Raw genomic sequence first — 22,205 nt, forward strand, 5'->3', positions numbered from 1 at the left:
AATTCAAGGTAAAAAATCACAAGTTGAAGCGGTAATTTTGCGCATTCCTCTGTCATTTTGGATGAGATAAGAGATAATCAAACTTCAACGCTGAGTAGTGAATAAAGGAGCCCTTGTGCTTAAAGCGATTTTTTTTGATATGGACGAAACTTTATGTGGCACATCCCAAGCCGATAAAGTGGCAGGACAAGAGTTTGCTGATTGGATAGCTCGAACATACCCACAAGTCGCCGATTCAACTGCCTTTGTTCAGCGCTACTTGCAAGGCGTATACAAAAAGCTCAATGACGAATTTCCTCAGCTGATTGCTCTATTACCAGATGAAAATGCTTTCCGCTGTGGTTTAATTCAAACCATCCTGGCAGAGCAAGGGATCGAGATCGACGGCGAACAAGCGCAGCAGGCACAAAGCTTCTTCGACTCAGCTCGAATGGGCGCTTTTACCTTCTTCCCTGGCGTGAAGGAGATGCTGACCGAGCTTCGCCAGCACTACAATTTAGTGGTGATCACCAACGGGCCGATCTTCTCCCAGCATCCTAAGCTCAAAGCGACGCAGATGCACGAATGGGTGGATCACATCATCGTGGGTGGCGAAGAGCCAGAAGAGAAGCCTGCTGCAAGCATCTTCCAAAAAGCACTCAACCTTGTTGATGCGAAACCAGAAGAAGCGATTCATATTGGTGATTCTCTACCCGCAGATATTGCGGGAGCCAACAACATGGGCATTCTGAGTGTGTGGGTTAACGAGGCAGGCACAGCGAATCCAACCGATGTCAAACCAAGCTATGAAGTGAAAGAGACGGTTGAGCTCAAAGAAATTCTAAAAACGCTCGCTCAATAAAGCGCTCAACTCAAGAAATACAAAGCCCCAGCTATCGTGCTGGGGTTTCTTTTATCAGCTCGAAAAGCATTTGGATCATGGGTGGTCAAAAGCTCCCAGAGCTGTACATTTGTGGTGACTTTGAAATGGAATGCAGATTTTTGAGGGTGGGAAATGCAAAAAAGCCCCAGTCTTTCGACTGGAGCTTTAAATCGTAGTCGGTGAAGAGCCATATTCTAACTTCAGGCGAACCCCCACTTGGGTTCAAATCCATTGAAATATCGCCGACTAATCTAGTCAAAGCGAGATCATAAGCTCTAAAACGACGAAAGCCTGCTAAAAAGCAGGCTTTCTAATAGTGGTCGGTGAAGAGGGATTCGAACCCCCGACCCTCTGGTCCCAAACCAGATGCGCTACCAAGCTGCGCTATTCACCGAACTGTATTTGCTGATTCTCTCAAATCAGACTGGATACTTCAACTAAGAAGTCACCTAAATTAATGGGGTGGCTAACGAGATTCGAACTCGCGACCACCGGAATCACAATCCAGGGCTCTACCAACTGAGCTATAGCCACCATCAATTTTTACTGTTTACCGCTCTATTATAGCCATAAACTAAATAGTGGTCGGTGAAGAGGGATTCGAACCCCCGACCCTCTGGTCCCAAACCAGATGCGCTACCAAGCTGCGCTATTCACCGACGAATTTTGTTTCGACTCTTGGGATATCTGAATCAAAACTGGAAACTTCATTAATTTAATGAGTTACCTAAATAATGGGGTGGCTAACGAGATTCGAACTCGCGACCACCGGAATCACAATCCAGGGCTCTACCAACTGAGCTATAGCCACCACTATTTTGTGCCGTTAATTTGTATTCCGGAATGGCACGCCCGAAAGGATTCGAACCTTCGACCTTTGGCTCCGGAGGCCAACGCTCTATCCAACTGAGCTACGGGCGCATGCCCCATCGGCGGAGAGGAATAATACGGATATCACACTATGCCGTCTAGTACTTTTTTTACTTTTTTTCTCGTTTGGTCTCTTTTTCGACAGTTATCTGCCTTTAAAGTGAATTTTTGATGTGATTCACGCCCTGTCATGGATAACTTGTTGTTTATTGCAACAACTTATCGGGATATAATCACCCATTATTTACATTGATTTAACAGTCGCAACCAGATTGTTCAATCACTTTAGACTGTTAGAGATGGTATTCTGCATAGTATTCAAGCCATGCATCGAAACTGTCTCTAACCGCGCTAAATACTCTAACTATATAAATAGGTAAGTCACTTACCTTTGGAATGTGAAGTGGGTTTAATGGATATGTCTCGACGAATGATTAGCGTTTTGTTCGCTGCCTTAACTTTTTCTACGGCAGCTTTAGCTTCTGACATCAGCCAAACTGAATACGATGCGATCGCAGAACGCATCAAGCCTGTCGGTGATGTTTATCTTGCAGGTGCAGAACCAGTAAAAGCAGAACCAACTGGTCCCCGCGATGGCGCGTCAGTTTATGGTACTTTCTGTATTGCTTGCCACGCATCTGGCGTAAACGGCGCACCGAAGACTGGTGATGCTGGAGATTGGGCGCCGCGTATTGCACAAGGCAAAGACGTGTTGAACAACCACGCAATCCAAGGCTTCAATGCAATGCCTGCAAAAGGCACGTGTATGGATTGTTCTGATGACGAAATCATCGCGGCAATCGACCACATGATTGAAGGTCTATAATAAAGACATCAACGAAAAAGGCTTGCCACTTGGCAAGCCTTTTTGTTTTAAGCAAGTTAGAACAACGTTGTTCTACTTCTTAAACATAGCTCGAATATTGGCGATGTGTGCTTGGCCCTTTGCCATGCGTTCTTCTGCCGACACTGGCTTCTTGTTTGCTTCCCATTCAACATCATCAAATGGCAGTTCATCCAAGAAGCGGCTTTGAGTTGGTTTAAGCAGCTCACCAAACTGTCGACGCTCTTTACACATAGTAAAGGTAAGCTCACGCTGAGCTCGAGTAATGCCCACGTACATTAGTCGACGTTCTTCTTCAACGTTGTCTTCATCAATACTGGTTTGATGCGGCAAGATACCCTCTTCCGAACCAATCAAGTAAACATAAGGAAATTCTAGACCTTTCGACGCGTGCAATGTCATTAGCTGAACGGCATCGCTGTCTTCGTCCTCCTCACCCCGCTCCATCATGTCACGCAGAGTAAGGCGTTGAACGACCTCTTTTAACGTTTTCTCTTCTTGGTCATAGTTGTCGCCTTCTAAATCCGCCACAATCCACGAGTAGAGATCAGAAACGTTCTTCATGCGCATTTCTGCCGCTTTCGGACTTGCTGAGGTTTCGTATAGCCAATCTTCATAATGAATATCACGCACAAGCGAACGCACCGCTTCGACCGTATCACCACGCTCTGCTTGATCAGCAATCGCCACCAACCATTGCGTGAAACGGCGCAGGTTTTCTAAGCCACGGCCAGTAAGGTGCTGCTCCAGTCCCATCTCAAAGCTGACTTCAAACAGGCTCTTACCACGCATATTGGCGTAGCTGCCTAGCTTCTCTAGAGTCACGGGACCAATTTCACGACGGGGCGTATTCACAATACGTAGAAATGCATTGTCATCATCTGGGTTCACCAACACGCGTAGGTAAGCCATGATGTCTTTGATTTCCGCACGAGCAAAGAAAGACGTGCCGCCAGACAGTTTGTATGGCACACGGTTTTGCATCAGTGACTTTTCAATCAGACGTGACTGGTGGTTACCACGGTATAGAATCGCGTAATCTTTATAATCGGTGCGGTTTAGGAACTTGTGCGCAATCAATTCACCCGTTACGCGTTCTGCTTCGTGCTCTTCATTCTTCGCCAACAGCACTTTGAGTTTTTCACCGTCAGGAATTTCCGAAAACAGTGATTTCTCATACACGTGAGGGTTGTTGGCAATCAAGATGTTTGCCGCACGCAGAATACGACTGGTCGAGCGGTAATTCTGCTCCAACTTAATCAAGCGCAAATTTGGATAATCTTCACCAAGCAATACTAAGTTTTGCGGTTTAGCACCACGCCATGAATAGATAGATTGGTCATCGTCGCCTACTACGGTCAAACGACCACGCTCGCCAACGATTAACTTCACCAAGTCATATTGGCTAGTGTTGGTATCTTGATATTCGTCCACCAATAGGTAACGAATGCGGTTCTGCCAACGTTGACGCACTTCTTCATTGTTACGTAGCAATTGCACTGGCAGAGAAATCAGGTCATCAAAGTCGAGCGCGTTGTACGCCTTCATCTGCTTCTGATACATATCAAAACAGAACGCAAACAGCTGTTGTTGCTCACCTTGAGCCAACGCTTTGGCTTGCTCTGGTGTCAGCATGTCGTTCTTCCAGTTAGAGATACAACTTAGCAACTGACGCAGCAGATCTTTGTCGCCATCTAGCTGCTTTTCTGTCAGTTCTTTAAGAAGCGCAAGCTGGTCTTGATCATCAAACAGTGAGAAACCGGCTTTTAAGCCGAGATGTTTGTACTCACGCTTGATGATGTTGAGCCCCAAAGTGTGAAAGGTCGAGACCATCAGACCTTTCGACTCACTCTTACCCAACGTCTGACCAACGCGCTCTTTCATTTCACGCGCCGCCTTGTTGGTAAAGGTTACCGCAGCAATATTGCGAGCCTTATAGCCACACTGCTGAACCAAATAAGCAATTTTATTGGTAATTACACGAGTTTTACCCGAACCAGCCCCAGCAAGCACCAAGCATGGGCCTGATACGTACTTAACGGCTTCGTCTTGTCTAGGGTTCAGCTTCATAAAAATTCTCTGCGGGTGGAAATAGTGGCGCCTATGATAAAGGGGTGACCGTGGGAAAGCTACGCTGATTTTCTCGTAAATTTTACACGGATAGTTGCAACATTTTGTTGCATAAGTGACCAGTCTTTACGCTATAATGAATGAACGTTCATTCATTGGGTGGTGGGGTTATGACCAATAACACTACTGGAGATAAATACCAGCAAATCATTACAGCTGCTGAACGCTTAATCGCTGAGTCAGGTTTTCATGGTCTTTCCATGCAAAAACTTGCGACTGAAGCCGGTGTCGCTGCAGGCACGATTTACCGATATTTCTCAGATAAAGAACATCTTTTGGAAGAAGTTCGTCTTACTGTTACTAAACGTATCGCGGACGCCGTTCAAGCAGATGTGACTGACGATATGCCATTGAAAGAGCGTTACCGCACTATGTGGCTCAACATTTGGCACCTTGCTGGTTCAAACTTAGACACTTTAAGCAATCGTGTCCAATATGAATCACTGCCTTGTGCAAGTCGTGGAAATACTAGGGAACTTGAACGACAAATGTTTGCCCAAGTAGATCGTCTTTTTAATCAAGGCAAAGCGGAAGGGGTATTCAAACCTCTTGATAACGAAATTCTTTCAGGGTTGAGTTTCGAAGCTAGTGTTGCGCTTGCTAGAAAACATGCTTTGGGATTTTATCAGCTGGATGACGATGCGCTGGAAGCAGCCGTTGAAGCCAGCTGGGATGCAATTATTAAACACTAACTTGGAGTTCTTAATAGAATGAAAAAGTGGACTTTCTTTATGTTGCTTATCGCAATTCTACTATTCGGTAGCGTGATAGGTTTCAACTTATTCAAGCAACAGAAAATTGCTGAATACATGGCGAATCGTCCAGAGCCAGAATTTCCAGTAACCGTCACAGATGTAAAAGCGGTTGATTGGATTCCGGTGATCGAAGCGATTGGTTTTATCGAGCCGAACCAAGGTGTCACTGTTGCGAATGAAACCAGCGGTGTCATTGATAAGATTTCTTTCGATTCAGGCACTCAAGTTGAAGAAGGCCAACCTCTAGTACACCTAGATTCTGAGGTAGAAAAGGCTAACCTTAAGAGCTCTCAAGCAAAATTACCAGCAGCTCAAGCGAAGTACAAACGCTACCAAGGTCTTTTCAAGAAAGGCTCTATCTCTAAAGAAGCGTATGACGAAGCTGAAGCAAACTACTTCTCACTTAAAGCGGATATCGAGAGCCTGAAGGCAACCATCGACCGCCGTGAAATCAAAGCACCTTTTGCTGGTGTTGTTGGTATTCGTAACGTTTACCTTGGTCAGTACCTACAAGCAGGTACCGATATCGTACGCCTTGAAGACACTAGCGTCATGCGTCTGCGCTTCACTGTGCCGCAAACAGATATCTCTCGTATCACACTTGATCAAGAAGTGGATATCTTCGTTGATGCTTACCCAGACAGACCTTTCAAAGGTTCTATCTCGGCAATCGAACCTGCGGTTAACGTTCAAAGTGGTCTGATCCAAGTTCAAGCTGACATTCCAAACAGCGATGGCAAACTTCGCAGCGGTATGTTTGCGCGTGCAAACATTATTCTGCCTAAGTTAGAGAACCAAGTAACGCTACCGCAAACGGCTATCACGTTTACGCTTTACGGTGACAACGTGTACATCGTGACTGAAGAAGATGGTGAAAAACGCGTTAAACAACACGTAGTAAAAGTTGGCGAACGCACTAAAGACATCGCGCATATTCTAGAAGGCGTGAAACCAGGTGATGTGGTGGTAACTTCGGGGCAAATCCGTCTAAGTAACCATGCGAAAGTGACCATCGTTGAAGATTCGGCACTGACACCACCTGCTGAAACACCAATGCTTTAATTGGAGGCATCATGCGCTTTACTGATGTTTTTATTAAACGTCCAGTTTTAGCGGTATCGATCAGCTTTTTGATTGCGTTACTTGGTTTACAAGCCGTTTTCAAAATGCAGGTTCGTGAATACCCTGAAATGACAAACACGGTAGTTACAGTAACTACTAGCTATTACGGTGCTAGCGCCAACTTGATCCAAGGCTTTATTACCCAGCCTTTGGAGCAAGCGGTGGCTCAGGCCGATAATATCGACTACATGACTTCACAGTCGGTACTTGGTAAATCAACCATTACCGTCAACATGAAGTTGAACACCGATCCGAATGCAGCACTATCTGATATTCTGGCCAAAACCAACTCGGTTCGTTCACAGCTTCCAAAAGAAGCGGAAGATCCAACAGTAACCATGTCTACGGGTTCAACAACGGCGGTTCTGTATATTGGTTTCACTAGTGATGAGCTGTCTTCAAGCCAGATCACCGACTACCTTGAACGTGTAATCAACCCACAGCTATTCACGGTTAACGGTGTATCAAAAGTTGACCTATACGGTGGTATGAAATACGCATTACGCGTATGGCTAGATCCAGCGAAAATGGGTGCACTTAAGCTGACCGCAACAGATGTGATGGGCGTTCTAAATGCCAATAACTACCAATCAGCGACCGGTCAAGCAACAGGTGAATTCGTTCTTTACAACGGTAGTGCTGATACTCAGGTATCGAATGTTGCCGAGTTAGAAGCACTGGTTGTAAAAACGGGTGACGGTGACGTAATTCGTCTTGGCGATATTGCAAAAGTAACGCTAGAGAAGAGCCACGATGTTTACCGCGCAAGTGCAAACGGTCAGGAAGCGGTGGTTGCTGCGATTAACGCGGCACCAAGTGCCAACCCGATCAACATCGCTGCAGATGTGCTAGAGCTACTGCCTCAGTTAGAGCGTAACTTGCCAAGCAACATCAAAATGAACGTGATGTACGACTCTACTATCGCTATCAACGAATCAATTCACGAAGTTGTGAAAACCATTCTTGAAGCGGCGATCATCGTACTGGTGGTTATCACCCTATTCCTTGGTTCATTCCGAGCGGTAATTATCCCTATCGTTACTATCCCACTATCATTGATTGGTGTTGCGATGGTAATGCAGGCGATGGGCTTCTCGTGGAACTTGATGACACTTCTGGCAATGGTACTCGCCATCGGTCTGGTGGTGGATGATGCGATCGTGGTTCTTGAGAACGTCGACCGCCACATCAAGGAAGGGGAATCGCCGTTCCGCGCAGCCATCATCGGTACACGTGAGATTGCGGTACCAGTAATTGCAATGACGCTGACACTAGGTGCGGTATACGCACCGATCGCGCTAATGGGCGGTATCACAGGCTCACTATTTAAAGAGTTCGCGTTAACCCTAGCTGGTGCGGTATTTGTGTCTGGTATCATCGCTCTGACTCTGTCGCCGATGATGTGTTCAAAAATGCTTAAGGCAAATGAAGAGCCAAGCAAGTTTGAACAAAAAGTACATCACGTATTGGATGGCATGACCAACCGCTACGAGAAAATGCTGACCGCTGTTATGGCGCACCGCCCAGTGATCATCGCTTTCGCGATCATCGTATTCGCAACGCTCCCAATTCTGTTTAAGTTCATTCCAAGTGAATTAGCTCCTTCAGAAGATAAAGGCGTTGTCGTACTGATGGGTACTGCACCATCAAACGCGAACTTGGATTACATCCAAAATACCATGAATGACGTAAACAAGATTCTGTCTGATCAACCAGAAGTGGAATACGCTCAGGTGTTTAACGGTGTACCAAACTCCAACCAAGCGTTCGGTCTTGCGACTCTAAAACCTTGGAGTGAACGTGAGGCGAGCCAAGCAGAGATAACTAAACGCGTAGGTGGGCTAGTTTCTCAGGTACCGGGTATGTCTGTTACTGCATTCCAGATGCCAGAACTTCCTGGTGCAGGTTCAGGTCTGCCTATTCAGTTCGTTATTACTACGCCAAATAGCTTTGAAAGCTTGTTTACGATCGCAAGTGATATTCTAGCGAATGTGTCAACTAGCCCGATGTTTGTCTACTCGGACTTGGATCTAAACTACGATTCAGCAACGATGAAGATCAGCATTGATAAGGACAAAGCTGGCGCGTACGGCGTGACCATGCAAGATATTGGTGTAACGCTAAGCACTATGATGGCGGATGGTTACGTAAACCGTATCGACCTAAATGGTCGTTCTTATGAGGTAATCCCTCAGGTTGAACGTAAATGGCGTCTAAACCCAGAGTCAATGAAGAACTACTACGTACGTTCTGTTGATGGTAAAGCTGTGCCACTTGGTAGCTTGATTACTATTGATGTGGTCGCAGAGCCTCGCTCTCTACCTCACTTCAACCAGTTGAACTCTGCTACAGTTGGTGCAGTACCATCACCAGGTGTTGCGATGGGTGATGCCATAAATTGGTTCGAAGATATCGCACAGAGCAAGCTACCTGCAGGCTACAACCATGACTACATGGGTGAAGCTCGTCAGTTTGTAACGGAAGGTAGCGCACTATACGCCACATTTGGTTTGGCACTGGCAATCATCTTCTTGGTACTGGCAATTCAATTTGAATCTATCCGCGATCCAATTGTAATCATGGTATCGGTACCACTAGCAGTATGTGGTGCATTGATCGCTCTGGCGTGGGGTACGGCCTCGATGAATATCTACTCGCAGGTTGGTTTGATTACTCTGGTTGGTCTGATTACCAAGCACGGTATCTTGATCTGTGAGGTAGCGAAGGAAGAGCAGTTACACAACAAACTGTCTCGTATCGATGCGGTAATGGAAGCGGCGAAAGTTCGTCTACGTCCGATCCTGATGACAACGGCGGCGATGATTGCAGGTCTGATCCCACTGATGTATGCAACGGGTGCAGGTGCGGCTCAGCGCTTCAGTATCGGTATCGTAATCGTTGCTGGTCTAGCGATCGGTACACTGTTTACGCTATTCGTACTTCCTGTGATTTACAGCTACCTAGCTGAGAAACACAAGCCACTGCCAGTATTTGTTGAAGACAAAGACTTGGAAAAGCTAGCTCGAGTGGATGAAGCAAAAGCTGCTCATCGCGAATTAGCTGATAACAAGTAAGCATAAAGCACTAAGAAAAAGGTCACTTCGGTGACCTTTTTTATTGCTGCTCTCTTTTTTGCCATCTAAATGGCGACTTTCCCGTATCATTTACATAGAATGTGGGCAAATCAAAAGGAGTTTTAGCCACTATGTTTGACCCAAAGAAATTAGAGCAAATCGCTAAACAAATTCACGAATCAATGCCACAGCCAGTAAAAGAACTAGGCGCGGATGTTGATCAAAAAGTTCGCCAAGTAATCCAAGGTCAGCTAAACAAGCTAGACGTAGTTAGCCGCGAGGAATTCGACGTACAAACTCAAGTTCTGCTGCGTACTCGTCAAAAGCTGACAGAAATGGAAAAGAAATTGGCAGAGCTTGAAGAAAAGCTAGCTGACAAATAAGCGAGAAGCGACAAGAAAATTCTAAGGGTTGATGTGAGAACGTCAGCCCTTTTTGCTTATTGGGATTCGGTTCCATTTTGTCTTTTTAGTAACAAATTCAGTCAACTCCTCCCAAATTAAGGCTTTGACCCAGAATCTCCGAAATACCCCTATAGATTTCCAAAGCCAAGCATTCCCGCATCTCGAAAGATGAAGTCCGTCTCTCTCAAAAACAAAAAGGCTTGGTCAACGGAGACCAAGCCTTTTAATTAGATGTTGTGTTTTATTTTGTATTTATTGACCCCAGTCTATCTGGAGTTCTTCCTGCTTTGCTTTAATGCAATTATGCAGATTGTATATTCGAAGCTAAGAGCTTTAGTCCCTTAAACGAATTGCGCTGAATTAAGGTTTCATTTCTAGGAGAAGGCGCGGAGTTTACGATAGTAAATGAGCACCTTCGACACCGAAATGGAACCTTAAGGCAAGTAATTAGCCGCCTACAGCGATGTTCTTCATATCAGTCATATACCCACGTAGCTCTTCACCAATGTACTCCACTGGGTGGTTACGGATAGCATCATTTACAGCGATAAGAGTCGCGTTATCTACTTGGTTAGAAGCTTCACCTAGCCCCTTACCAATTACGTCAGTATTTACTGCTGGCATAAACTTCTCACGTAGAAGCGGTGTTGCTACGTTAGCGAACAGGTAGTTACCGTATTCCGCAGTGTCTGAGATAACCACGTTCATCTCGTATAGGCGCTTACGTGCGATAGTGTTCGCAATCAGTGGTAGCTCGTGTAGAGACTCGTAGTAAGCAGACTCATCGATGATGCCAGATGCCGTCATTGCTTCAAACGCTAGCTCAACACCCGCACGAACCATAGCAACCATCAGGATACCGTTGTCGAAGTACTCTTGCTCAGAGATTTCTACGTCAGTTTCTGGGTAGTTTTCGAAAGCAGTTTCACCTGTTTCTGCACGCCAGCCTAGTAGGTTCACATCGTCGTTTGCCCAGTCAGCCATCATAGTGCTAGAGAAGTGACCTGTGATGATGTCATCCATGTGCTTGTTGTATAGCGGACGCATCAGCTCTTTTAGCTCTTCAGAAAGCTCAAATGCTTTCACTTTTGCAGGGTTAGTTAGGCGATCCATCATGTGAGTGATACCACCAAACTTCAGTGCCTCAGTGATGGTTTCCCAACCGTATTGAAGAAGCTTACCTGCGTAGCCAGGATCGATACCATCAGCAATCATCTTCTCGTAACATACGATAGAACCAGCCTGTAGCATGCCACAAAGGATAGTTTGCTCACCCATTAGGTCAGATTTCACCTCAGCAACAAAAGAAGACTCTAGACAGCCAGCACGGTGACCACCTGTTGCTGCAGCCCAAGCTTTAGCGATATCCCAACCTTCGCCTTTAGGATCGTTCTCTGGGTGAACAGCGATAAGAGTCGGTACACCAAAACCACGCTTGTATTCTTCACGAACTTCTGTGCCCGGACACTTAGGTGCAACCATTACTACCGTTAGGTCTTTACGGATTTGCATGCCTTCTTCAACAACATTGAAACCGTGTGAGTAACCTAGTGCTGCGCCTTCTTTCATTAGCGGCATTACTGTCTCAACAACGTTTGTGTGCTGCTTATCTGGAGTAAGGTTTACTACTAGGTCAGCTTGTGGAATTAGCGTTTCGTAGCTACCTACTTCAAAACCGTTGTCTTTTGCGTTTTTGAATGACTGGCGTTGCTCATCAATCGCGGCTTGGCGAAGCGCATAAGCAACGTCTAGACCAGAATCGCGCATGTTCAGACCTTGGTTAAGGCCTTGAGCACCACAACCTACGATGACCACTTTCTTACCTTTTAGGTAATCTGCTTCTGATGCGAATTCTTCGCGGTCCATAAAGCGACAACGACCAAGTTGGTCCAATTGCTCACGCAAGTTTAGGGTATTGAAATAGTTAGCCATCTGGGCGCTCCTTAACATTCTTCCATAGAGGTCGGTATTTGTGTTACCGAATGAGTTCATACTAAAACAGACATCCTGTTGCTGAAAGTGATATATTCACAATTACTTATTGCAATTAATGCAACATGGAAGTGAAGATTTAATGAACATCAAAAGCCTGCAATTATTCATTCATCTATGTGATAGTAAGAGCTTCGCTAAGACAGCAGCAGCAATGCATATCAGCCCTTCAGCACTGAGTCGACAGATCCAGAAACTAGAAGAAGAAACACACCAACAACTGTTCTTGCGTGACAATCGAAGCGTTGAATTAACGGTTCAAGGTAAGAAGCTATTACCTGTAGCCCTAAAGATCTTAGGTGAGTGGCAGCAATACCAAAGTTACGTCAAAGGAACAGAAGACGAGTTAAAGGGTGAGATACGTTTATTTTGCTCGGTAACCGCCAGTTACAGCCACCTCCCAGAGCTTATTTCTGAATTCCGCCTACAGCACCCATTTATTGAATTCAAACTTTCTACTGGTGATCCAGCTCAAGCCATCGATAAGATATTAGCGGATGAAGCTGATATCGCTATCTCTGCTAAACCTGAACAACTTCCAGCAAAAATTGCATTCGAGCCGATCAGTGAAATTCCGCTATCTGTTATTGCTCCTCTCGGGGTCAGTAGCTTCGCTGAAGAACTCCAAAAGGAAAGCCCAGACTGGTCAACGATCCCCTTTATCTTGCCAGAAGCAGGCACCGCTAGGGAAAGAGCTAACGTGTGGTTTAAACAAATGAAGATTAAGCCGAATATCTATGCTCAAGTTTCAGGGCATGAGGCTATTGTCAGTATGGTAGCTCTAGGCTGTGGTGTTGGCATCGCACCTGATGTGGTAATCAACAACAGCCCCGTCAGAGAAAAGATAAATAGGCTTAAAGTGCTTCCAATTAAGCCATTTGAACTCGGTGTCTGCTGTACTAAAAGTCAGTTAGAAAACCCATTAGTCAAAGCTCTTTGGGAGATAGCAGAAAGCAAATACATCTCCTTATAAGCCAAAGGCTTCTTATGAAGATTGCGAGTAGCTTTGGTCAGTGATGAAAAATGACAAAAGTAGCCAAGTAAAAGCAACGCCTAGCAGAACAAGAAAGGCTCCAGTATTTCTGCTAGAGCCCTAAATATGGCAGGGGTAGATAAGCTGATAGTTTTTATTCAGACGTAAAAAAGCCCCAACATTGCTGCTGAGGCTTTAGAAGATGGCAGGGGTGGAGAGATTCGAACTCCCAACACGCGGATTTGGAATCCGCTGCTCTGCCAATTGGAGCTACACCCCTGTAGAAACTACAGTTTATCACATTGTAGATTCAAAAAAACCTCGCATAAGCGAGGTCTTTGAAATAAGTGGCGGAGCGGACGGGACTCGAACCCGCGACCCCCGGCGTGACAGGCCGGTATTCTAACCAACTGAACTACCGCTCCGCACTGGTTAGACATTTAAGTCTAAATTTAAAGCCTGGCGATGTCCTACTCTCACATGGGGAAGCCCCACACTACCATCGGCGCTAATTCGTTTCACTTCTGAGTTCGGAATGGAAATCAGGTGGGTCCAAATCGCTATGGTCGCCAAGCAAATTCTTTAATTCGGAAAGCTGTTTTCAGTTCTTAACACATTCAATGTTCTTACATTGAGTCCATCAAAACCCCTTGGGTGTTGTATGGTTAAGCCTCACGGGCAATTAGTACAGGTTAGCTCAACGCCTCACAACGCTTACACACCCTGCCTATCAACGTTCTAGTCTCGAACAACCCTTTAGGATACTTAAAGTATCAGGGAAGACTCATCTCAGGGCTCGCTTCCCGCTTAGATGCTTTCAGCGGTTATCGATTCCGAACTTAGCTACCGGGCAATGCGTCTGGCGACACAACCCGAACACCAGAGGTTCGTCCACTCCGGTCCTCTCGTACTAGGAGCAGCCCCCTTCAATCTTCCAACGCCCACGGCAGATAGGGACCGAACTGTCTCACGACGTTCTAAACCCAGCTCGCGTACCACTTTAAATGGCGAACAGCCATACCCTTGGGACCGACTTCAGCCCCAGGATGTGATGAGCCGACATCGAGGTGCCAAACACCGCCGTCGATATGAACTCTTGGGCGGTATCAGCCTGTTATCCCCGGAGTACCTTTTATCCGTTGAGCGATGGCCCTTCCATTCAGAACCACCGGATCACTATGACCTGCTTTCGCACCTGCTCGAATTGTCATTCTCGCAGTCAAGCGGGCTTATGCCATTGCACTAACCTCACGATGTCCAACCGTGATTAGCCCACCTTCGTGCTCCTCCGTTACGCTTTGGGAGGAGACCGCCCCAGTCAAACTACCCACCAGGCACTGTCCGTAACCCCGATAAGGGGTCGACGTTAGAACATCAACACTACAAGGGTGGTATTTCAAGGACGGCTCCACCAACACTGGCGTGCTGGTTTCAAAGCCTCCCACCTATCCTACACATGTAGGGTCAATGTTCAGTGCCAAGCTGTAGTAAAGGTTCACGGGGTCTTTCCGTCTAGCCGCGGGTACACTGCATCTTCACAGCGATTTCAATTTCACTGAGTCTCGGGTGGAGACAGCGTGGCCATCATTACGCCATTCGTGCAGGTCGGAACTTACCCGACAAGGAATTTCGCTACCTTAGGACCGTTATAGTTACGGCCGCCGTTTACCGGGGCTTCGATCAAGAGCTTCGACCGAAGTCTAACCCCATCAATTAACCTTCCGGCACCGGGCAGGCGTCACACCGTATACGTCATCTTACGATTTTGCACAGTGCTGTGTTTTTAATAAACAGTTGCAGCCACCTGGTATCTGCGACTCTCAATAGCTCCATCCGCAAGGGACTTCACCGTCGAGAGCGTACCTTCTCCCGAAGTTACGGTACCATTTTGCCTAGTTCCTTCACCCGAGTTCTCTCAAGCGCCTTGGTATTCTCTACCCGACCACCTGTGTCGGTTTGGGGTACGATTCCTTACAATCTGAAGCTTAGAGGCTTTTCCTGGAAGCATGGCATCAATGACTTCACTACCGTAGTAGCTCGACGTCGTGTCTCAGCCTTAGAAAGAGCCGGATTTACCTAACTCTTAAGCCTACGCACTTGAACCTGGACAACCGTCGCCAGGCCCACCTAGCCTTCTCCGTCCCCCCATCGCAATTGTAAGAAGTACGGGAATATTAACCCGTTTCCCATCGACTACGCCTTTCGGCCTCGCCTTAGGGGTCGACTTACCCTGCCCCGATTAACGTTGGACAGGAACCCTTGGTCTTCCGGCGAGGAGGTTTTTCACCCCCTTTATCGTTACTCATGTCAGCATTCGCACTTCTGATACCTCCAGCAAGCTTTACAACTCACCTTCAACGGCTTACAGAACGCTCCCCTACCCAATGAAGTAAACTTCATTGCCGCAGCTTCGGTTTATAGCTTAGCCCCGTTACATCTTCCGCGCAGGCCGACTCGACTAGTGAGCTATTACGCTTTCTTTAAATGATGGCTGCTTCTAAGCCAACATCCTAGCTGTCTAAGCCTTCCCACATCGTTTCCCACTTAGCTATAATTTGGGACCTTAGCTGGCGGTCTGGGTTGTTTCCCTCTCCACGACGGACGTTAGCACCCGCCGTGTGTCTCCCGGATAGTACTTACTGGTATTCGGAGTTTGCAAAGGGTTGGTAAGTCGGGATGACCCCCTAGCCTTAACAGTGCTCTACCCCCAGTAGTATTCGTCCGAGGCGCTACCTAAATAGCTTTCGGGGAGAACCAGCTATCTCCAGGTTTGATTGGCCTTTCACCCCTAGCCACAAGTCATCCGCTAATTTTTCAACATTAGTCGGTTCGGTCCTCCAGTTGATGTTACTCAACCTTCAACCTGCCCATGGCTAGATCACCTGGTTTCGGGTCTATATCCAGAGACTGAACGCCCAGTTAAGACTCGGTTTCCCTACGGCTCCCCTAGATGGTTAACCTTGCCACTGAATATAAGTCGCTGACCCATTATACAAAAGGTACGCAGTCACACCACGAAGGTGCTCCTACTGCTTGTACGTACACGGTTTCAGGTTCTATTTCACTCCCCTCACAGGGGTTCTTTTCGCCTTTCCCTCACGGTACTGGTTCACTATCGGTCAGTCAGTAGTATTTAGCCTTGGAGGATGGTCCCCCCATATTCAGACAGGATATCACGTGTCCCGCCCTACTCGATTTCACTGAATGTGCGTTGTCAACTACGGGGCTATCACCCTGTATCGCCGGACTTTCCAGACCGTTCGTCTAACGCATATAAAGCTTAAGGGCTAGTCCAATTTCGCTCGCCGCTACTTTCGGAATCTCGGTTGATTTCTTTTCCTCGGGGTACTTAGATGTTTCAGTTCCCCCGGTTCGCCTCCTGTTGCTATGTATTCACAACAGGATACTTGCTTATGCAAGTGGGTTTCCCCATTCGGAAATCCCAGACTCAAATGGTTTTTACTACCTAATCTGGGCTTATCGCAAGTTAATACGTCCTTCATCGCCTCTGACTGCCAAGGCATCCACCGTGTACGCTTAGTCACTTAACCATACAACCCGAAGGAGTTTCGAGTTGATGAACAAGTCACCAAAGTTGTCTGCAATTTTTATACATGATGCAGACTCGATTTTGCCGGACTCAATTTTTCTTCTACCTTACTTTGAAAAAGTAAGACAAAAGCCAAGAACACTTGAATGTGTTTTATTGGTGTTTGTCTTAAAGACAAACATTGAGAACTTTACAATCAACAATAAATTGTTGATTTGTCAGCTTTCCAAATTGTTAAAGAGCAGATTTTCTAATGAAAACCATTTTTAAAAACTCTCAAGAGAGAATGTTTAAAGATGGTGGGCGATACCGGGCTCGAACCAGTGACCCCCTGCTTGTAAGGCAGGTGCTCTCCCAACTGAGCTAATCGCCCACATTAGTTTTACTTCTTGTGGAAGAAGGTTTTCAAGATGGTGGAGCTATGCGGGATCGAACCGCAGACCTCCTGCGTGCAAGGCAGGCGCTCTCCCAGCTGAGCTATAGCCCCAGCTTGAAATGGTGGGTCGTGCAGGATTCGAACCTGCGACCAATTGATTAAAAGTCAACTGCTCTACCAACTGAGCTAACGACCCAATGGTATCCCGTAGGGGAGTCGAACCCCTGTTACCGCCGTGAAAGGGCGGTGTCCTAGGCCTCTAGACGAACGGGACACTGGATTGAAGATATTGGGATATCTTCGTCTCTTTTACTTATAAACCGTATCAATCTGTGTGGACACTCATCGTGAGTAATCATCGTATAAGGAGGTGATCCAGCGCCAGGTTCCCCTAGCGCTACCTTGTTACGACTTCACCCCAGTCATGAACCACAAAGTGGTAAGCGTCCTCCCGAAGGTTAAACTACCTACTTCTTTTGCAGCCCACTCCCATGGTGTGACGGGCGGTGTGTACAAGGCCCGGGAACGTATTCACCGTGGCATTCTGATCCACGATTACTAGCGATTCCGACTTCACGGAGTCGAGTTGCAGACTCCGATCCGGACTACGACGCACTTTTTGGGATTCGCTCACTCTCGCAAGTTGGCTGCCCTCTGTATGCGCCATTGTAGCACGTGTGTAGCCCTACTCGTAAGGGCCATGATGACTTGACGTCGTCCCCACCTTCCTCCGGTTTATCACCGGCAGTCTCCCTGGAGTTCCCGACATTACTCGCTGGCAAACAAGGATAAGGGTTGCGCTCGTTGCGGGACTTAACCCAACATTTCACAACACGAGCTGACGACAGCCATGCAGCACCTGTCTCAGAGTTCCCGAAGGCACCAATCCATCTCTGGAAAGTTCTCTGGATGTCAAGAGTAGGTAAGGTTCTTCGCGTTGCATCGAATTAAACCACATGCTCCACCGCTTGTGCGGGCCCCCGTCAATTCATTTGAGTTTTAATCTTGCGACCGTACTCCCCAGGCGGTCTACTTAACGCGTTAGCTCCGAAAGCCACGGCTCAAGGCCACAACCTCCAAGTAGACATCGTTTACGGCGTGGACTACCAGGGTATCTAATCCTGTTTGCTCCCCACGCTTTCGCATCTGAGTGTCAGTATCTGTCCAGGGGGCCGCCTTCGCCACCGGTATTCCTTCAGATCTCTACGCATTTCACCGCTACACCTGAAATTCTACCCCCCTCTACAGTACTCTAGTCTGCCAGTTTCAAATGCAATTCCGAGGTTGAGCCCCGGGCTTTCACATCTGACTTAACAAACCACCTGCATGCGCTTTACGCCCAGTAATTCCGATTAACGCTCGCACCCTCCGTATTACCGCGGCTGCTGGCACGGAGTTAGCCGGTGCTTCTTCTGTCGCTAACGTCAAATAATGCAGCTATTAACTACACTACCTTCCTCACGACTGAAAGTGCTTTACAACCCGAAGGCCTTCTTCACACACGCGGCATGGCTGCATCAGGCTTGCGCCCATTGTGCAATATTCCCCACTGCTGCCTCCCGTAGGAGTCTGGACCGTGTCTCAGTTCCAGTGTGGCTGATCATCCTCTCAGACCAGCTAGGGATCGTCGCCTTGGTGAGCCATTACCTCACCAACTAGCTAATCCCACCTAGGCATATCCTGACGCGAGAGGCCCGAAGGTCCCCCTCTTTGGCCCGTAGGCATTATGCGGTATTAGCCATCGTTTCCAATGGTTATCCCCCACATCAGGGCAATTTCCTAGGCATTACTCACCCGTCCGCCGCTCGACGCCGTTATCGTTCCCCGAAGGTTCAGATAACTCGTTTCCGCTCGACTTGCATGTGTTAGGCCTGCCGCCAGCGTTCAATCTGAGCCATGATCAAACTCTTCAATTTGAGATTTTGTTCGGCTCAATGAATACTGAACATTACATAAGTAATGTTTGAATTGACTGTGCTGAATCTTTCGATTCAATGGTCACTTCGTATCATTGAAACCTAATTTGAAACCGAAGTTTCTAATTGGATTATCATCAACGAGTGCCCACACAGATTGATAGGTCTATATTGTTAAAGAGCTTTCCTATTGAGCCTTGCTCAAATCGGACGGCCATTTTAGCGAGTTAAAGTTTAGTGTCAATCACTTTTTTCAAACTTTTTTCAAGCGTTTCCGCTTGGCTAATTGGCTTGCTAACTCAACCTCGTTTCTTTCGAAGCGTTGCCGTGTCAGCGAGGTGGCATTATAGAGATTGCGATCACATTGGCAAGCCCTTTTTGACGTTTTTTTTGATTTTTTTATTGTTCGGGCAAAATTTCATCAAAAGCAGTCAAAAGAGCACGTTATTTCTACAGTTCTTTGAATTTATCTGCGAAAAGAGCCACTTTTTCCCAATTGGTGTATTCAACTTCTTTGGTTGTATCGGTTTCACCACCTGTCATCGACATAATAAACTTAATCATGGTTTTGTCGAACCAGCTATAACGTGGGTAATAAAGCGCACCAGCGAACACACCTATTAACGTTGGCTTCCAAGGTGACTTAATTAGGAACTTGCGGATGTAAGCACTGCCTTCTGGCGTATCCTTTCCTTGGTCTTCTTTACGAGCAGTTAGGTTTACGCAGAAAAACGCCACTTTACTTTGCTCTAGTTGACCCAGGTTTCGCTCAATAAACTGGTATAGCTTCTTATTAAGGTGGCCATAACGAATAGAAGCTCCGATCAGTACTCTGTCGTATAGGCTAAAATCAATCGTCTCTACATTATGTAAATCCACCAGCTCGCAATCGAAGTCTGGTAGTTGCTCATCTATATAGTGGAGAATTTTTTTTGTCTGCCCTTCACGGGAAGAGTATAGAAATAACGCTTTTGCCACGATTTCCCCTTAGCTACGCCAAAACGTCGGCGTAAGTAGAATAAGTAAGGTAAAGATTTCCAAGCGGCCAAACAGCATAGAAACGATCAATACCCATTTTGCTTTGTCATTCACGTCACCAAAGTGAAGTGCCACTTCCCCCAAACCTGGGCCGAGGTTGTTTAGAGTCGCCGCCACCGCCGAGAACGCACTTAGCTCGTCCATCCCAGTTGCAATCAAACCCAACATACAAACCACAAATACCAGTGCATATGCAGAGAAGAACCCCCACACCGCATCAACAACACGTTGCGGTAGAGCACTACCACCCACTTTGATGGTGTAAACCGCACGAGGGTGGACCAAGCGCTTCAGCTCACGAGCACCTTGTAAGGTCAGTAACAGAATACGGATCACTTTCATACCGCCACCAGTCGAACCAGCACAACCGCCTATAAAAGACGAGAACAACAGCAACACTGGTAAGAACAACGGCCAATCAGCAAAACCGGTTGTAGTAAAACCAGCAGTAGTAGATATAGACACGGTTTGGAATAGCGCCTGATCAAAAGCGTCATATGGCGAGTCATATGAGTGGTGATTCAACAATAATAGGAAGCACACCAAAAATAAGACAACTTGTATGAAGATGAACGCACGGAACTCTGGATCTTTCCAATAGTATTTAGGATGCACGCCGCCGGACGCAAACGCGGCGAAGTGCAAAGAGTAGTTACATGCCGAAATCAACAAGAAGACAACGGTAATCATGTTAATCGCATAGCTATCGAAATAGCCCATGCTGGCATCGTGGGTAGAGAAACCACCGATGGCAATGGTTGAGAAGCTGTGACTGATGGCATCAAATGGCGTCATGCCCGCCAACCAAAACGCCACAGCACACGCGATGGTCAAACTTAAGTAGATGTACCACAGCGCTTTTGCTGTTTCTGCAATACGTGGAGTCATCTTAGTGTCTTTGACTGGACCCGGTATTTCAGCTCGATACAGCTGCATACCACCGATACCAAGAACAGGAAGAATCGCTACCGCCAATACGATGATACCCATACCACCAAACCACTGTAGAAGCTGGCGATAAAAGAGAATCGCTTTTGGTAGTTCGTCCAGTCCGACAATAACCGTCGCGCCAGTAGTCGTTAAGGCAGAGAAAGACTCAAAAAATGCATCAGTCACAGATATATTGGGATTATCTGAGATCAGAAAAGGGATAGAGCCTGCACTACCAAGTACGGTCCAGAAAAGAACCACTATAAGAAAGCCATCACGCGCTTTTAGCTCATGCTTATGCCTGCGGTTTGGGAACCAACATATCCCACCACACAATAAAAGCACGAAGAAAGTCGTGACAAATGGTACACCGGCACCATCCCGATAGATAAGCGCTACCAGTGCTGGTGCGAGCATTGTGACACTAAAAAGCGCGAGCAATAGCCCGACGATTCGAATAATTGAACGAAATTGCATGGATTGATTGACTAGCGAAGCTGTCCCTGTGGCTTCCTATTTTTCATTATTGTCCGTCTAGTGGGGTGACAACTGCCTTTGCACCACTTTTGTTGATGATAGCTTGGGTAAACGCGCTCACTTCACGTAGCTCAATTTCCACCACTAATACCACCTGATCGCTGTATTCAGCATCCACTTCAACCGCGCCAAACTGGGGCATGAGTGACTGTGCGATAGGCATAAACCCATAGTCTAACTCTAGTCGGAGTTTTGTGGTTATTTTTTTCTCAATTGTTTGAAGCAGCTTGAGCGCTTGTTGCACACCACCACCATAAGCTTTGACCAAACCACCCGTACCAAGCTTGATGCCGCCAGAATATCGAGTAACCACCGCGGTGATCTCACCAACTCCAGAGCCAGACAGCTGAGCGAGGATCGGTTTACCAGCCGTCCCTGATGGCTCTCCATCATCACTAAAGCCCCACTTCATCGAATCTTCTGGTCGACCAGCAACAAATCCCCAGCAGTTATGCCTTGCATCAGAGTGTTTGGTTTTGATCTGCTCAACGAATGCCTTCGCAGCTTCCACGCTGGGCGTATGAGCTAAGTAAGTAATAAAGACACTCTTTTTGATCTCTTCTTCAAATTGAGTGGGCTGGGCAGGAATCAGATAAGGCAGGTCATTCATAGGATTAGGTCACTTTTCTCTTTGTTCAAAGTCTATCACGAGACGGAATTGTGAGTCGCATAAGATCTGCACCAGCGCACAATGTTAAACACTTGTTTAAAAAATGTATTGAAATTAACCAATCCGAGGTCCAAACTAACTCCACTGGTCAAACCAGAACAACAAATATAACGACTTTCCTCTATATCTATTTGTTGCCCTACAGGCGCTCAGCCCGCATCA

12 protein-coding genes, 11 tRNA genes and 3 rRNA genes are annotated in these 22,205 nt (G+C 46.7%); 7 read left to right on the forward strand and 19 right to left on the reverse strand.

The annotated features are described in order from the left end of the window. The first annotated feature begins 115 nt into the window (after window positions 1–115). Window positions 116–841, forward strand: coding sequence for an HAD family hydrolase (locus tag BSZ04_RS23295; protein WP_088881494.1), 726 nt, complete (start codon window positions 116–118; stop codon window positions 839–841). 338 nt (window positions 842–1,179) lie between these two features. Here the strand turns inward: BSZ04_RS23295 and BSZ04_RS23300 are convergent. The 5 genes from BSZ04_RS23300 to BSZ04_RS23320 all read right to left on the reverse strand — a co-directional run bounded on the left by BSZ04_RS23300 (window position 1,180) and on the right by BSZ04_RS23320 (window position 1,783). Continuing rightward, window positions 1,180–1,256 (reverse strand) — tRNA-Pro (locus BSZ04_RS23300). Window positions 1,257–1,320: 64 nt separating this feature from the next. After that, window positions 1,321–1,396 (reverse strand) — tRNA-His (locus BSZ04_RS23305). Between the two features lie 48 nt (window positions 1,397–1,444). After that, window positions 1,445–1,521: transfer RNA gene (locus BSZ04_RS23310), tRNA-Pro, on the reverse strand. A gap of 76 nt (window positions 1,522–1,597) precedes the next feature. Next, window positions 1,598–1,673, reverse strand: a tRNA-His gene (locus BSZ04_RS23315). 33 nt (window positions 1,674–1,706) lie between these two features. After that, window positions 1,707–1,783: transfer RNA gene (locus tag BSZ04_RS23320), tRNA-Arg, on the reverse strand. A 361-nt stretch (window positions 1,784–2,144) separates the two neighbouring features. Between BSZ04_RS23320 and BSZ04_RS23325 the strand changes: the two genes are divergently transcribed. Next, a complete protein-coding gene (locus tag BSZ04_RS23325) occupies window positions 2,145–2,558 on the forward strand; it encodes a c-type cytochrome (RefSeq protein WP_010444846.1) in 414 nt (137 codons plus the stop codon). Between the two features lie 72 nt (window positions 2,559–2,630). Here the strand turns inward: BSZ04_RS23325 and rep are convergent, their stop codons facing one another. After that, entirely contained in the window at window positions 2,631–4,646 is a 2,016-nt protein-coding gene (gene rep / locus BSZ04_RS23330) for a DNA helicase Rep (protein WP_088881495.1), read from the reverse strand. A 170-nt stretch (window positions 4,647–4,816) separates the two neighbouring features. Between rep and BSZ04_RS23335 the strand changes: the two genes are divergently transcribed. The 4 genes from BSZ04_RS23335 to ubiK all read left to right on the forward strand — a co-directional run bounded on the left by BSZ04_RS23335 (window position 4,817) and on the right by ubiK (window position 10,040). Continuing rightward, entirely contained in the window at window positions 4,817–5,398 is a 582-nt protein-coding gene (locus BSZ04_RS23335) for a TetR/AcrR family transcriptional regulator (RefSeq protein WP_010444841.1), read from the forward strand. An 18-nt stretch (window positions 5,399–5,416) separates the two neighbouring features. Next, window positions 5,417–6,523 carry a multidrug efflux RND transporter periplasmic adaptor subunit VmeC gene (gene vmeC / locus BSZ04_RS23340; RefSeq protein WP_010444839.1) on the forward strand — a complete coding sequence of 369 codons (1,107 nt, stop codon included), beginning with the start codon at window positions 5,417–5,419 and terminating at the stop codon, window positions 6,521–6,523. 11 nt (window positions 6,524–6,534) lie between these two features. Beyond that, complete coding sequence (gene vmeD / locus BSZ04_RS23345) at window positions 6,535–9,657, forward strand: multidrug efflux RND transporter permease subunit VmeD (RefSeq protein ID WP_038887247.1); 3,123 nt, start codon at window positions 6,535–6,537, stop codon at window positions 9,655–9,657. A gap of 131 nt (window positions 9,658–9,788) precedes the next feature. Beyond that, window positions 9,789–10,040: a ubiquinone biosynthesis accessory factor UbiK gene (gene ubiK, locus BSZ04_RS23355; RefSeq protein WP_005427244.1), complete on the forward strand. Its 252-nt coding sequence runs from the start codon at window positions 9,789–9,791 to the stop codon at window positions 10,038–10,040. A 468-nt stretch (window positions 10,041–10,508) separates the two neighbouring features. On the opposite strand, the gene ilvC is transcribed toward ubiK, so the two are convergent. Continuing rightward, on the reverse strand, window positions 10,509–11,993 hold the full coding sequence (gene ilvC, locus BSZ04_RS23360; RefSeq protein ID WP_071236557.1) for a ketol-acid reductoisomerase: 1,485 nt from the start codon (window positions 11,991–11,993) through the stop codon (window positions 10,509–10,511). A gap of 142 nt (window positions 11,994–12,135) precedes the next feature. Between ilvC and ilvY the strand changes: the two genes are divergently transcribed. Continuing rightward, a complete protein-coding gene (gene ilvY, locus BSZ04_RS23365; RefSeq protein WP_010444829.1) occupies window positions 12,136–13,026 on the forward strand; it encodes an HTH-type transcriptional activator IlvY in 891 nt (296 codons plus the stop codon). A 203-nt stretch (window positions 13,027–13,229) separates the two neighbouring features. Here the strand turns inward: ilvY and BSZ04_RS23370 are convergent. From BSZ04_RS23370 to BSZ04_RS23435, 12 genes are all read right to left on the reverse strand, one after another. Then, window positions 13,230–13,306, reverse strand: a tRNA-Trp gene (locus BSZ04_RS23370). 68 nt (window positions 13,307–13,374) lie between these two features. Beyond that, window positions 13,375–13,451 (reverse strand) — tRNA-Asp (locus BSZ04_RS23375). A 32-nt stretch (window positions 13,452–13,483) separates the two neighbouring features. Beyond that, a 5S ribosomal RNA gene (gene rrf, locus BSZ04_RS23380) occupies window positions 13,484–13,600 on the reverse strand. 87 nt (window positions 13,601–13,687) lie between these two features. Then, window positions 13,688–16,577, reverse strand: a 23S ribosomal RNA gene (locus tag BSZ04_RS23385). 296 nt (window positions 16,578–16,873) lie between these two features. Continuing rightward, window positions 16,874–16,949, reverse strand: a tRNA-Val gene (locus tag BSZ04_RS23395). Between the two features lie 38 nt (window positions 16,950–16,987). Then, window positions 16,988–17,063, reverse strand: a tRNA-Ala gene (locus BSZ04_RS23400). Between the two features lie 9 nt (window positions 17,064–17,072). Further along, window positions 17,073–17,148, reverse strand: a tRNA-Lys gene (locus BSZ04_RS23405). Window positions 17,149–17,150: 2 nt separating this feature from the next. Next, window positions 17,151–17,226 (reverse strand) — tRNA-Glu (locus tag BSZ04_RS23410). Between the two features lie 89 nt (window positions 17,227–17,315). Beyond that, window positions 17,316–18,868, reverse strand: a 16S ribosomal RNA gene (locus tag BSZ04_RS23415). The 16S, 23S and 5S rRNA genes sit together here with 6 tRNA genes alongside, the layout of an rRNA operon. 450 nt (window positions 18,869–19,318) lie before the next feature. Next, on the reverse strand, window positions 19,319–19,846 hold the full coding sequence (gene hemG / locus BSZ04_RS23425) for a menaquinone-dependent protoporphyrinogen IX dehydrogenase (protein ID WP_038885257.1): 528 nt from the start codon (window positions 19,844–19,846) through the stop codon (window positions 19,319–19,321). Between the two features lie 9 nt (window positions 19,847–19,855). Further along, entirely contained in the window at window positions 19,856–21,313 is a 1,458-nt protein-coding gene (locus tag BSZ04_RS23430) for a TrkH family potassium uptake protein (protein WP_038885256.1), read from the reverse strand. A gap of 46 nt (window positions 21,314–21,359) precedes the next feature. Next, on the reverse strand, window positions 21,360–21,983 hold the full coding sequence (locus tag BSZ04_RS23435) for a YigZ family protein (RefSeq protein ID WP_038885255.1): 624 nt from the start codon (window positions 21,981–21,983) through the stop codon (window positions 21,360–21,362). Window positions 21,984–22,205 lie beyond the last annotated feature (222 nt).

Source organism: Vibrio rotiferianus (genome assembly GCF_002214395.1).
GTDB lineage: Bacteria > Pseudomonadota > Gammaproteobacteria > Enterobacterales > Vibrionaceae > Vibrio > Vibrio rotiferianus.

Coding starts and splice junctions, on each gene's coding strand:
- rep (WP_088881495.1), bottom strand. CDS start 4,646: ATGAAGCTGAACCCTAGACAAGACGAAGCCGTTAAGTACGTATCAGGC.
- BSZ04_RS23335 (WP_010444841.1), top strand. CDS start 4,817: ATGACCAATAACACTACTGGAGATAAATACCAGCAAATCATTACAGCT.
- vmeC (WP_010444839.1), top strand. CDS start 5,417: ATGAAAAAGTGGACTTTCTTTATGTTGCTTATCGCAATTCTACTATTC.
- vmeD (WP_038887247.1), top strand. CDS start 6,535: ATGCGCTTTACTGATGTTTTTATTAAACGTCCAGTTTTAGCGGTATCG.
- BSZ04_RS23430 (WP_038885256.1), bottom strand. CDS start 21,313: ATGCAATTTCGTTCAATTATTCGAATCGTCGGGCTATTGCTCGCGCTT.
- ubiK (WP_005427244.1), top strand. CDS start 9,789: ATGTTTGACCCAAAGAAATTAGAGCAAATCGCTAAACAAATTCACGAA.
- ilvC (WP_071236557.1), bottom strand. CDS start 11,993: ATGGCTAACTATTTCAATACCCTAAACTTGCGTGAGCAATTGGACCAA.
- ilvY (WP_010444829.1), top strand. CDS start 12,136: ATGAACATCAAAAGCCTGCAATTATTCATTCATCTATGTGATAGTAAG.
- BSZ04_RS23325 (WP_010444846.1), top strand. CDS start 2,145: ATGGATATGTCTCGACGAATGATTAGCGTTTTGTTCGCTGCCTTAACT.
- BSZ04_RS23435 (WP_038885255.1), bottom strand. CDS start 21,983: ATGAATGACCTGCCTTATCTGATTCCTGCCCAGCCCACTCAATTTGAA.